The 13033-nt window shown below is 34.4% G+C and carries 12 protein-coding genes; all 12 read right to left on the bottom strand.

The window, feature by feature from the left end; translation table 11 throughout:
* Positions 1 to 18: 18 nt before the first annotated feature.
* A complete protein-coding gene (locus MS6x_RS14140) occupies positions 19 to 597 on the bottom strand; it encodes a WcaF family extracellular polysaccharide biosynthesis acetyltransferase (RefSeq protein WP_482603114.1) in 579 nt (192 codons plus the stop codon).
* A gap of 1 nt (position 598) precedes the next feature.
* Positions 599 to 1435, bottom strand: a complete 837-nt coding sequence (locus MS6x_RS14135) for a glycosyltransferase family 2 protein (RefSeq protein ID WP_482603113.1) — start codon at positions 1433 to 1435, stop codon at positions 599 to 601.
* Entirely contained in the window at positions 1428 to 1964 is a 537-nt protein-coding gene (locus MS6x_RS14130) for an LbetaH domain-containing protein (RefSeq protein WP_482603112.1), read from the bottom strand. Before MS6x_RS14130 ends, MS6x_RS14135 begins: the two co-directional genes overlap by 8 nt.
* A gap of 261 nt (positions 1965 to 2225) precedes the next feature.
* Positions 2226 to 3407, bottom strand: a complete 1182-nt coding sequence (locus MS6x_RS14125) for a glycosyltransferase (RefSeq protein ID WP_482603111.1) — start codon at positions 3405 to 3407, stop codon at positions 2226 to 2228.
* A gap of 87 nt (positions 3408 to 3494) precedes the next feature.
* The gene (locus tag MS6x_RS14120) at positions 3495 to 4874 is read right to left on the bottom strand and encodes a phenylacetate--CoA ligase family protein (protein ID WP_482603110.1); all 1380 of its coding nucleotides are present in this window, start codon (positions 4872 to 4874) and stop codon (positions 3495 to 3497) included.
* A gap of 8 nt (positions 4875 to 4882) precedes the next feature.
* Positions 4883 to 6028 (bottom strand): glycosyltransferase, encoded by a 1146-nt coding sequence (locus MS6x_RS14115; protein WP_482603109.1) that lies wholly within the window; start codon positions 6026 to 6028, stop codon positions 4883 to 4885.
* A gap of 101 nt (positions 6029 to 6129) precedes the next feature.
* On the bottom strand, positions 6130 to 7278 hold the full coding sequence (locus tag MS6x_RS14110) for a glycosyltransferase (protein WP_482603108.1): 1149 nt from the start codon (positions 7276 to 7278) through the stop codon (positions 6130 to 6132).
* 4 nt (positions 7279 to 7282) lie between these two features.
* Positions 7283 to 8263 (bottom strand): glycosyltransferase, encoded by a 981-nt coding sequence (locus tag MS6x_RS14105; RefSeq protein WP_482603107.1) that lies wholly within the window; start codon positions 8261 to 8263, stop codon positions 7283 to 7285.
* A 3-nt stretch (positions 8264 to 8266) separates the two neighbouring features.
* Positions 8267 to 9565 (bottom strand): hypothetical protein, encoded by a 1299-nt coding sequence (locus MS6x_RS14100; protein ID WP_482603106.1) that lies wholly within the window; start codon positions 9563 to 9565, stop codon positions 8267 to 8269.
* A gap of 95 nt (positions 9566 to 9660) precedes the next feature.
* Positions 9661 to 10893, bottom strand: coding sequence for an oligosaccharide flippase family protein (locus MS6x_RS14095; protein WP_482603105.1), 1233 nt, complete (start codon positions 10891 to 10893; stop codon positions 9661 to 9663).
* A 40-nt stretch (positions 10894 to 10933) separates the two neighbouring features.
* On the bottom strand, positions 10934 to 11863 hold the full coding sequence (locus MS6x_RS14090) for a GDP-L-fucose synthase family protein (RefSeq protein WP_482603104.1): 930 nt from the start codon (positions 11861 to 11863) through the stop codon (positions 10934 to 10936).
* Positions 11856 to 12971, bottom strand: coding sequence for a GDP-mannose 4,6-dehydratase (gmd, locus tag MS6x_RS14085; protein WP_482603103.1), 1116 nt, complete (start codon positions 12969 to 12971; stop codon positions 11856 to 11858). Before gmd ends, MS6x_RS14090 begins: the two co-directional genes overlap by 8 nt.
* Positions 12972 to 13033 lie beyond the last annotated feature (62 nt).

Below are 13033 nucleotides of genomic sequence, written 5' to 3'. Positions count from 1 at the left end.
CGATTAATGCTTCAATACTCAATTGGTTAAATTTCGTTCCCGTATACATACGGCAGGATTACCTTTATAGATCTTATACGGTTCCAAATCTTTATTGGCGACGGAACCAGCAGTTAAAACCGAATGACTTTTACAGGTTACCCCTTCACAGACAATACTCTTTGCACCAACCCAAACCCCGTCTTCCAATACTATAGGGCCTAAAATTAAATCGAATGAACGAGTTTTGTAGTTATGACTACCTGTCAAAAGCATTGCCCCTTGAGAAATGCATACGTTTGAACCTATTTTAACTTCGGCTAGATTATCAATCCAAACATTTTCACCTAACCAAACATTATCAGAAATTACCAAAAACCATGGATATTTAATTGATAAGCCAGGTTTAATTGTAGGTGATTTACCAACTTTAGCTCCAAAAAGAATTAATAAAAACCTCTTAAAGTTATAGGAATAATGAATAGCGCTTTTAAAAAAAAACCGATTTGTAAAGTACCAGAGAACACGTTTTAAAAAAGAACCAGGTTTATATTCATTCGCCTGATAAATTGATAAATCCACTGAGTGTCTAGAATATGTTATATCTTGATTCTTCAAATTATCTCTTAATAGAATCAATTGAATTTTTATCCTTAGCTAACAACTCATCGACCTTAACTTTAATCATATACTCATAAGTCATTCTTAACTTACAAAAAGTATATCCTGCTTTACCATTCAAGAATCCTCCTTTTAGAACATAAAACGCAATAAAAATTAATTGTGGGCGATAAGGTAGTTTATAGCTTAATCTTTTTTGAGCTTTTCTTCTTTTTATCGGATCTTTACTGAAAAGAGAAATATAATCAACAGGTTCCCTCATTTCTTCCATCATTTTATTTGCTTCCATTTCAGAATATCGATTATGCTTTTGAAACCACCAAGTCATTCCTTTATTAAACGGATAGTGTATGAGATGCTCTGTTAACAAACCTTTTTCACCAGTTGTTTTGTATTCTTCATTTATTTCTCGTTCTACGATTACACTACCTTTTTTAAATACCCGTGGAAACCATGTTGGATAACCACTGCTTTGCTTAATCCATTTATTTTGGAATATATCTTTTCGTCTTACTAGATACATGGTAATCCCCTTTTCATTTACTATGTTCGAAAGGATTTCTACTTTCAATGCCTGAGTAACAATTTCATCGGCATCAACCATAACAATCCAATCGCAAGTCGCAGGGACTGCGGCTAAAGCCGCATTTCTTTGACTTGCATAATCGTCAAATCTTCGTTGGATAACTGTAGCATTAAAAGATTTTGCAATCTCAAGCGTTGAGTCAGTACTATACGAATCGAATATAAGAATAGAATCAACAAAGCTAAGTGCTTCTAAACACTTAGGTAGGATCGTTTCCTCATTATAAGTCAAAACAACAGCACTAATCATCCTTTAAAATACGCTTTTTAATAAATTTGGCAGGGTTACCCCCTACCACAGTCCATGGGGCAACATCTTTGAACACCGAAGCCGTAGCCCCAACAACAGCACCTTCATGTATGGTAACTCCCATACCAATGAAGCAAGAAGCACCCACCCACGCTTTTTCCTTTATAATTATCGGTGCAGTTATGAGTTGGTGGGCGGCATCTAAAATATCATGTGAAGCCGAGCATAAATATGTTTTTTGAGATACGGTTACATGGGACCCTATAATAATCTTTGCTACATTATAACAATCTACTTCTGGGCCCAGGCAACTATATTCATGCATTTCTAAATACCACGGCATATATATACGTGTACTAGCATAAACACCCGCAGTTTTGTGAATTTTAGCGCCAAACATTCGCAATAGAAATCTTTTCCAATTGCTACAGATACGCCTTGGAAAAGGACGTGCCAATAAAGTCCACGTAATGGTCCAAAGTAAACGTGCAAACTTATTCTGTAGGCTTAGTCCATTTTCGTATTTCATTATATCAATTTGATTCTTGGCCATGATAATTAGAAATCAAAGTTGTTATTTTACTCCATAGTCCTTAACAATTGCTATTAAAGACCTTGGGGTACTTTCTGTTCAATAATGTTTTTAAACCATAAGGCGTAAACTCACTATTTATTGGAATCCCAAATAGGATGTCGTTCGGAACTAATATAATACTCCAAATTAACATTTACATCGTATTCTTTAAACTTACATTTATTTGGCATTTTGAAGAATCAATGTATAACGTGTTCATTTATTGACGTTTAATTTAGAAAATAACGATTCCCATTCATCCAAAACCACTTCTAACTTAAAGTTTTTAGACTTTTGTAATGCTTGTTTTGCCATAAGATTACGTTTGTTCGAATTACTCATTAATTCTTCTAATCTGCTAACCGTTTCTTCTTCGGAGTAGGGCATAGCTGTTATAAAGCCCGTTTTATTATTCTCCACAATATCGTAGACAGCCAAATAACTACCATAAACAACAGGGACCACTGCATAACTCATTGCTTCCGGTAATACAAGTCCAAAACTTTCCAATTCAGAAGTAAGAAGTATTATGGATGCCTTGGAATAAAACGTTGTAGGCGGCTTTTCCCTAAATCCCTCAAAATCAACGCCGGTAATTTCTTTTCTGAAAACATAATTTTCCAAAGTAGCCTTTTCAGGGCCGTCACCCACAAGTACCAATTTCCAATCTGGATACTTTCTATACAACCGCTCCCATGCTTCAATGATACGATGAACCCTTTTATGTAGATAATCAATACGCCCCACATATAGTAGAACCTTTTCCTTTGATTTTGGTTCATACAGGTAATCCTCATTAGAAACTGTCAACGGGTTTCCTATTGTTATCAATTTTGAGGCTTTTTTAATCCTACTTAGATCTATAAACGGCTTCACAAAACTTTTTGACAATAATACGTATCGCGCACTATTCTTGTATACGTATCTCAAATTAAATGCAGTAACGAGCAGTAATATTTCATGTATACAATTATAAACAAATAAAATAATTCTATTTTGAGTTGATTTTATTCTATTTTGAATACGTACCAAAGGTTTATTTTTGTCCGGAACACCATGGAAAACAGAAATAAGCTTACACTTATTCTTTCCGATTGCAGTAGTACACAATTTGGTTACGTAAAAAGGCAAACACCACTGATTTAAGATAAAATCAACATTATTTTCAACAATAATTTTTCTAAGCTTTCTAATATTCCCCATAGTAAATACAGGATAAGAAAGATTAAATAGCTTTATGCTTTCATCCAGTTCCGAACGCAATTCTGGAACTGTCTGCTCAAAAGAAGCAATTGATACCGAATACCCTTTCATTACAAAAGTATTTGCAAGAACCGTGGTAACCACTTCAGTGCCTCCGTAATTTGGATATCTCCCTATTAAAAATAAAATATTCAATACGTTGTTTTTTGTTTTGTAATTATAATATCTCCCGTACGATTAAGGTGGACATGGCATATAACTTACATTATTCGTTAATTCTTTTCATACCACATCACTAATAACCATAGGAACTTTGCCGCCTATTTTGGTCATACTTCCTACTTGCTTTGATGAGATTTTAATTTCATTATTCGTTTTACTTTTCATTTCTTCGATTACTTTAACTATAACAGTATCCACATTAGTACCATTCATTGGAATGAAACATAGTTGTAACGAATAATCCTTGGCCTGTGTAAATTGATATGCCCGAATTTTCTCCGGGAATTCATCGAACAAAGCTGTCAAATAGTTTGCGTTCAATGTATTGCCAGATAAAGTTTTAATCAAGGTAGTATTCCGTCCTGTTATGTTGTCCATTAAGCTTAAAGGTATGCCACAATCACATGAATCGGACAATAAGCGCCCATAATCCCCTATATCGTAACGAATCAATGGAAAGACATAGTTGTTCAAATCGGTTAATAATAATTTTCCGTATGTATTTGGTGGTACTGGTTTGTTATTTTCATCCACGCATTCCACATACACCATATCATGTAAGATATGCAAGCCTTTTTGTTGGCTGCACTCGGCTGCCACATAAAAGATCTCTGTGCTGCCATATTGATCATAGACAGGTGCCCCAAATACTTTTTGCATGGTAAAGCGTTGTTGTTTGGTCAAAGGTGCGGAAGTTACCCATACCGCCTTAAGAGCATGTAATTGAATTCTATTGTCCAAAAGGAAAAGTGCAAATTCATAGACGACGTCCGTGTATCCTTGCAGCAATGTGGGTTTGGTTTTGTTAATAGCTTCTACAAATCTGTGCATAGTATCTGTATCCATTGCCGTACCTGCCATAAAGATACGTTTCGTAGGCCACCATATGAGTGTATTCAGGAATTTCGATAACAAAGGTCGGGGATAACGATAAATAAATGCCTTATTAGAATAGGGCCTAATGCCCCACCATTGCAACAGTCGCCACTGGGTTGGGGCCAAAGGAAACCGTTTGTCGTGCAGAACAGAAATTGCTGGCCCTGTACTCCCAGAGGTTGACATTTTATGGCAATCTTTTTTACGCACATTAGCAGCAGTGATACTGCCAAAGTTTTGCCTTAGTTCTTCTCGAGTTAAAATAGGAAGCTTGGTAAAATCTTCTTCGGTTTCTATAGTAGTGGAATTTTTTTGAATAAAGGCATATTTATCTTTGTAATATTTAGAATGCTGTAGGGCGTGAGCTACCAGGGCCTTTCGTCTTTCAAAATTGTATTTAGACAACGCTTCAGCGTCCGTAGACGACAACAGATTTTCATTTTCTTTGTGCCTTTGATGTATTTTCACATTCAAAAGCTTTGTCTTTGCATCGAAAACCCATTTTTTAAAACGCATTCCCAATCCAGTTAAATTGTGATGTATTGCCTTCTTATTATCCTGCATGCTTCTGCCTAATTCATTCGTACAAAATCTGGCTTACTTTTTTTATGTACTACCCATTCATAAAGTGCACACATTTGTTTTGCTACAGCATGCATACTATACTTATCTTCAATTAATTGACGTCCGTTTTTACCCATTTGCACCAATTGTTCTTCTGGTAATACTAATGCTTCTTCTAATATGGCCTTTAAGGCATCTACCCCAACATTAACCCACCATCCACATTGGTAGGTTTCCAAATCTTCCCACGGGGCACCCTTGGTTGTAATTACTGGCGTACCACAGGCTAACGCCTCGGCTACTACAATACCAAAATTTTCGCTATAGGTAGGTAATACAAATAATTGTGCATTTTGATAGGCCTGCAATTTTTCTTTTCCATCAATTGGTGCTTTTATATGTATAGTTTTTGAGAGTCCTTTTTGGGCTATACTTTTTGTTAAACTTTCGATATATAAAGGCTCCCCATTTCCAACAATATCTATACTCCAATCTTGAGTAAGTTCAATTGGTAATTTACCCCATGCCTCTATTAAAAGCTCAATCCCCTTTTTGGGATGGATACGGGATAAAAACAAGATTTTTTTAGAAACCTTGACCTTATTAAAATCCTTTAGTTCAAAAGCTTCCAAAGTTACTCCGTTAGGGATTATAGCGATGGGGTTTTTTAGTCCTAAAGTTCGAATACTTTCTGCCTCCATTGGAGCTGTGGCATGCAAACAGGTAGCCAATTTTAAATCTTTGTATTGATAGAGTTTTAGAGCCACTTTTTTTTTGAATACTCCTTGTTTCAAACTCCAGGGTTCTAACATGCCTCGGGGTGAAATAATATAGGGTATATTAAATATTCGTGCCATGCTGGCCATTTGATGCACTGGTAGTTGCCATAATCCATGTCCATGCAACAAGTTAAATTTTTCATTTCGCAAGTAATCATTTAATTCAATTAAAAAACCCGAATAAGAAGCCTTACAAAAAACCAATTGGCCAGAGTTACTATTAAAACTACTGTTAATCGGTGTTAATGATTCTGAACAATATAATGAAACTTCAATTGCCGCAATGTTTAACAAAGCTTCTATAGTATGAACAACGCTACGCGAAATACCCCCGTGGGTACTATCAATTGATTCTGTAACTTGCACTATTTTCATTCCATAATTCTTAGTTCCGAATTAGTTCACTATTTTTTGTTTGAATTCCACCATCACACCTTTACCTAATTTTAAATGGAGTGAGCACTAGCATTTTAATTTTAATCCAATTTTATAAACGTAGGTGTTTTTCCTTTTGTTTCTATCCACTCGTATAACTCATACATCTGATTGGCAACAGCTTTTATGCTGTATTTTTGCTCAACTAATTTACGGCCATTCTTACCCATATGTGCCAATTGCCCAGTAGACATTTGTAAAGCTTCTTTTAGAGCTGCTTTCAATGGTTCAATACCAATATTAATCCACCAACCACATTCAAAAGTTTGTAAATCTTTCCAAGGAGTACCCTTCGTGGAAATTACTGGTGTGCCGCAAGCCAAAGCTTCGCCAATTACAATCCCAAAATTCTCACTATAAGACGGCAGGACAAAAAGTTGGGCATTCTGATAAGCACGCATTTTCTCGTTACCGTACAATGGTCCTTTTAACTTTATACTTTTAGAAAGACCCTTTAAATTAATTAAATCTTGTAATTTTTTTATGTATCCCTCCTCTCCGTTTCCAATAATATCTATACTCCAATTCTCTTTGTAATTTGCAGCTAATTGACCCCATACAGTTATTAAGTTTTCTATTCTTTTTTGGGGATGTATTCGGGATAGGAAAAGTATTTTTTTTGATTTTGGGATATAATCAAAGTTTTTAGTTTTGAAATCCTTCACAGGTATACCATTTGGAATAATTGCGATTGGATTCGTAAGGCCAAAAGCACGAATATGATTCGCTTCCATATAGGCAGTTGCATGAATGCATGAAGCAGATTTTAAATCCCTAATTTGATATAATTTCAACGCTAAACATTTTTTTATCTTACTCTGTTGAAGTGACATTGGATCTAATGTTCCTCTAGGTGTAATGATATATGGTATATTTAATTTGCGAGCTGTTTTTGCCATCTGATGTACAGGCATTTCCCATAATCCTTGGCCATGAAAAATATTAGTATGCGAACCAATCAATTCTTTTTCCAAACCTTTTAATTGTCCCAAAATACTACTTGAATAAAACATTAATCTAACATTAGGTAGCTTGAATTCTCTAACTATAGCATTTAAACTGTTAATAGTATGTAAATTAAAATTCCATGTAGGTTTCTTGTTACCCAAAGCATCTAAAATATGAAATACGCTGCGCGATGGCCCACCACTGGAAATATCAATAGAGGAAATTACATGGGTTATCTTCATTAGTCTAGTTTATAAAAATTTTGGCATGTACCTGCTGGTAGGCTTCCACGAAATCTTTTACACAAAATCTTTGAATATTTAAAAATCCCTGTTTTATTAATTCGTTTCGATAAAATTCATCTTCCTTAATCTTCAAAATTCCATTTTTTATTGCACAAACATCATAAGGATCTACGATACAAGCCCCTTTCCCCGCTACAAAAGGCATGGATGTAGTATTAGATGTGATTACAGGAAGTCCACAAGATTGTGCCTCTAATATGGGCAATCCAAAACCTTCCTTTAAAGATCCAAAAAAAAGGACATGTGCTCTACTATAATACATTTCCAATTTAGAACGACTTATAAAATAATCGTTCTCATATATTATATTATAATTCTCTAAGTCCTTCGTCAACTCTAAAGATAATTTTCCAATTAGGCACAATTTCACATTAGATATTCCCTTTACTGCTTCAATTAATCTTTTGCGATTCTTAGTCAGGTGAGATCCAACGGATAATATTGTAAATATATCTTGTTTTTCAGAATCTAGATTAATTTCAACGGGATGAAAACTATTTGGTATAACCACAATTTTCTTATGATTAAAGTTAAAATTATCGCATAATTGTTGTTTGGCAAACGGGGATATAACCGTAATTTTCTTAGCAATCCTTAAAGGCAGAGTATACCAAATAAATCCCATCAATAATTTCCTAATACCTGTCAATGCCTCATAGTGATTACAATCATGAACCGTTATTACAAGACGCTTCCAAAATAAAAAAATAGCCATATAGTAGATATCTCCAGTAATATGAATATTCTTTTCATTTATATTTAAAGCAAACTTTATCAGTTTTATAATATTTTTTACGGAATTTAAATCATATGGTAGTTCCAGTCTATGGATATGAGGTAATTTATCCAATGGTTTAAATACTCCTTCAATGCTATTCCTGCCATCTGCTTTCATTCTATACAATAATGCAACCTGAATCATTCTCTATAATTCTATTTTAAAAAATAATTTAACTATTTTATTAAGTAAAAAATACAAAAAAACCAAAATCAGTATAATCCTAACTGACGCCAAAACACTTGAAATACCAGCCTCCATATTTAAGGATACATTTAAAGCCTCTGAATAAACCAAAATAAAAATGATGCTTGAATTCTTCAAATAAACTAATACTGCAGACACAAAAACGTAATACGTAAATAAAAAAAGGGGTAACAGAAAAACACTAAAAAATCCGAAATCAATATAAAAACCAGAAAAAAGTGTAGTATTAAAATCTGTATATGGGATCCGCAATTGCCTTGCTATAATGAAATCCTCGTCAATAAAAGTTTTGTTAGTAAGTAATACACTTGGCGTGACATTACTTAAGCTGGTGAAAAACAATTCGCCTGAACTCAAGTCCTCGTTTAAACTTATTTCATCTATTATTTTACTTAGTAAAGGCAAGGCAGAAGAGCGTTCATCAAAATTCTGATCACTACTTTTAAAATCAAAAGCCATTTCCCAAACCGATTTTGTTGTATTAATTTCCTTACTGACACTATATGTCATTAAATCCGATCGTAAATTTTGATAAATATTACTCCCAATAATAATTAGACCTATGCCAAGCAAACCATTAATAATAATCTTACGACTAATCACCCCATTAGTAGTCACGAACCAAACTAACCCCATTATCAAAACGTGAAAAACCAACTCCCTTCTGCCATAAAATAACCAATAACCAGTTATCAAAGTGAGGAATAAATAGTTAAAGAAATTTGTATTTTTTTTGACTAGTAAAATTTTGGAAATAGAACTAATAGTTACCAAACTAAACAACGGAAAAACAATCGAAAGTACTATTTGTTTGTAGGTATTTACGATAGCTAAGTCTTCATTGATTACTCTAAAAACTAAACCATATTTTAAAAAAAAATATATTATTATCCCAGATGCGAAAAGAAATAAAACAATAACAATTTTTTGGGGAATTAAAAGTACTTTTTGAATATACGTTGCAAATCTTAATATGTTTTTTTGTTTAGCACGTACTAATAAATTAAATGCAATTAATAAAAAAGTAAGTGTTAAAACGATGTAGGCTATTGTTATGAGAAATACACCAGTTGGAGCCAAGTAGTTTTGTTTAAGAACATCAATTATGGGGTAAAAACCAAAAAACAAAACACTACTTATTAATAATACGTCTAATACATTGACTTTTCCTCCTTTCTTATAAACTAACCTAATGCCAATTATAGAAAATATAATTAGAATAAACATTTTTATATCCATCACCTCATTTTATTCATTACTTGCCTATGATATAAAGAATTTTTCAAATCAAAAAAATATCAAACCTAAACCTTTAGATATAGGAGTTCTATTTTTTATGTTTTTCTGAAATTATAATATACAACTCCAAAATGAGCAATAAAGCCGATACCTGTAGCCAAGGCAGCACCAAGGATGCCATATTTCGGTATTAAAACGATATTTAAAATTATATTGAGCACCGCTGCTAATACATTACCGTACAAAATGACTTTTGTTTTCAGTTCTGAATAAAAGTATAATTCATACAATTGGGCGAATGTTATCGTAAAAAATGCAACAGCAATCCAAAATATTAAATAAAAACCTTCATTATAGCTTTCAGACAATAAAAGGTAACCAAGAAAATCTTTTAAAAAATAGATTATCAATAAAACAGGGATTGCTACAATAAAATAGTACAATCCGTAACTTTGAATGGCACTTTTTTTCTCAGCTCTTTTTATTGGGCTAAAAACGGTAGGCGTCAGTAATACCATAAATATAGGACTCAACAATAAAAAGAATTTTGAACCAACACCATAACTGGCATTATAGATACCTACCTCATCCAAGGATAAAAAATATTCAATGGCATATCTATCAAAATAATTATTGATCCAAGACCATAATGCCAAAAACATCAAAGGTGCCGCAAAACGAATATATTTTTTTAAAAAGGTTTTATAGGCTATACTAAACTTAGTCTTATAAATTCTGTATTTAGAAGCAAAAAAAATTATTCCAAGGAATGCCCCAATTAACTGCATAAGCCACAAAACCTGTACATCGTCAATAAAAGTAAAGCCTAAGAAAAAAAATAGTGCAATGAAAACAAGACCGCCACCAGCTTTAAGTATGCTTAATTTAGAGAAGTCAATTATTTTATCTTGAATATTTAAAAAATCGGCAAGGACACTGTTTATTATTACAGAAGGAATAAAGAAAAGAAAAATTAGAAAAAGTAAACGATCAAAAAATCCGTAATAAAAATAAAGAAAAGCGATAAGTGCGAAAACTGCCAGTATAGATAAAATACCAATGGTGTAAAAAAAAAGTTTACTGCCAATTTTAGGGAGTAATGTTCGATTTGATGTTTTTATAAAGTGTATAAATGGCGTTATCAGTAAAGTTAAAAAAAGAGTATATGTCGCAAATTGGATGTTATAAGTTCCAAAATCTGCTGGACTAATATAAATCGCTATCAATTTGCCAGTTACTAATGCAATAACTGCATTTATAACCTGTGTAACAATTACATAGTTCCGATTCTTATTTTTTAAAAAATTAGTAATGGTTGATATGAGCAAAAGTTATTGTCTTATGGTTATTTTCCTTTAATTCATTACTCTAGTTAAAATTCCCCCTAAACCAATCATACGTTTTTATGATACCATCCTCTAAAGAAATTGTAGCCTCCCAAGCCATTTCCTTTAGTTTGGACACATCCATCAACTTACGGGGGGTACCATCTGGTTTATCACTATCCCAAATAATTTCTCCTGTATGTCCTGTGGTTTTTTGAATCAGCAGTGCTAAGTCATTAATACTTAAATCAACTCCTGTGCCTACATTATACAAATGTCCTGGCAGTTCTTGTTCCAAGGCAAAAACAACGGCCTTGGCCAAATCATCTACATGCAAAAATTCGCGCATGGGGGTGCCGCTTCCCCAAAGGGTAACAGGCGCATGACCATTTTCCTTGGCCTCATGAAACTTCCGCATCATGGCCGGCATCACATGGGAGCTCTCTAAATCAAAATTATCATTGGGACCGTACAAATTGGTAGGCATCAAGCTTACAAAGTATCTTCCTTTTTGTTCCCGCAATGATTGGCATAATTTTACCCCGGATATCTTCGCTATCGCATAGCCTTCGTTGGTAGGTTCCAAAGGTCCTGTAAGCAAATAGTCTTCCTTTAAGGGTTGTGGTGCCAGTTTGGGATAAATACAGGAACTCCCCAAAAAAATAAATTTCTCCACTTGGGCAGCAACGGACTGCTGAATAAGGTTGTTCTGTATTTGCATGTTTTCCATCAAGAAACCATACTGATCCTTTTGATTGGCCAAGATACCACCAACCAGAGCCGCTGCATCTACGACTACTTCTGGTTGTTCTTTTTTAAAGAAATGAGCAACAGCTTCTTGATTTCGTAAATCGAGTTCGGTACTGGTCTTTCCAATAAGATTGGTATACCCTAGTTTTTCTAGTGCCCGCCATACGGCAGAGCCCACCATCCCTCGATGCCCTGCGATATATATTTTACTATTCCTATTCATAATAGTTTAAGGTACTGAAACCACCATTTTTCAAATGACGATCCTTTTCCATCAATTTTATATCACTCTCCATCATTTCCTTTACCAATGAAGCCACGTCGCATTCAGCTTCCCAACCCAATTTTTGTTTGGCCTTCGTAGCATCACCGATTAACAGGTCTACCTCTGTAGGTCTAAAATAATCCGGATCTATACTTAGCACCTCCTTGCCCAAAGGAAGCTGATATTCTTCATGATGACATGCTAACACATAACCTTTTTCATTACTTCCACTACCCTTAAACTCTAAAACCACTCCTACCTCAGCAAAAGCCATTCGTACAAAGTCACGAACCTTGGTGGTCTTACCAGTAGCGATGACCCAATCTTCTGGTTGTTCTGCTTGCAGTATCATCCACATTACTCGCACATAGTCTTTGGCATGGCCCCAGTCACGTTGTGCATCTAAGTTCCCTAAATAGAATTTATCCTGTAAACCCAATACAATTCTCGAAACAGCGCGAGTTATCTTACGGGAGACAAAGGTTTCTCCGCGCAAAGGCGATTCATGATTAAAAAGGATGCCATTACAAGCAAACATGCCATAAGCTTCACGGTAATTTACGGTAATCCAATAGGCATACATTTTTGCTACACCATAAGGGCTTCTGGGATAAAAAGGTGTTTTTTCCGTTTGGGGTACCTCCTGAACTTTACCATAAAGTTCAGATGTGGAAGCTTGGTATATTTTCGTTTTCTTTTCAAGACCTAATAAGCGAACAGCATCCAATAAACGTAAGGTTCCAAGTCCATCCGCATTACCAGTATATTCGGGGATTTCGAAGGACACATGCACATGGCTCATCGCGGCTAGGTTATAAATTTCGTCGGGCTGAATTTCTTGAATTAATCGTATAAGATTGGTACTATCGGTCATATCCCCATAATGCAAAATAAAACGACGTCCTTCCTCATGTGGGTCTTGGTACAAATGATCTACCCGCTCTGTATTAAATAGCGAAGACCTTCGCTTTAAGCCATGTACAGTATATCCTTTTTCTAATAAAAACTCACTCAAATAAGCACCATCCTGTCCGGTAACCCCAGTAATAAATGCAACTTTAGTCATACGCTTCATTTTCTTTCTTTCAAGGTCTATAATATTATACATACCTAACTTTGTTCCTATAA

This window comes from Maribacter sp. MS6 (assembly GCF_056839185.1).
This window is presented reverse-complemented; position numbering and strand designations above follow the sequence as displayed.